The sequence below is a fragment of the Metabacillus sp. 113a genome (genome assembly GCF_050107635.1).
GTDB lineage: Bacteria > Bacillota > Bacilli > Bacillales > Bacillaceae > Metabacillus_B.
The window spans coordinates 1-328 of record NZ_JBNILJ010000041.1 but is presented as its reverse complement, the minus strand read 5'-3'; the positions used below and the strand labels follow the sequence as shown (position 1 = coordinate 328).

At 48.2% G+C, this 328-nt stretch carries 1 pseudogene; it reads left to right on the top strand.

The window, feature by feature from the left end:
* Positions 1-328: pseudogene (gene ddl / locus ACQCVE_RS19620) on the top strand (D-alanine--D-alanine ligase); the annotation flags it as partial.

The window sequence follows — 328 nt, the reverse complement described above, 5'->3', positions numbered from 1 at the left end:
CATAACGGAAACAGGAGAATGGAAGCGCGGTGGCTTGTTGAATGGACCGGCAGAGAGCGTACACCAACTGAAGCTGGAAGAGGGCGGCACAACCATCGCACCTCTTGCATTGACGAACGAAGAAGAAACGGAAGAGACTCAAACAGTCGTGTTCCCACTATTACATGGCCCGAACGGGGAAGACGGAACAGTTCAAGGAATGTTGGAACTTTTAAACCTTCCTTATGTAGGAAACGGTGTGTTGGCATCATCTGCTGGAATGGATAAAGTTATCATGAAAAACCTTTTCGACCAAGCAGGATTGCCACAAGTTGGCTATGCACACTTC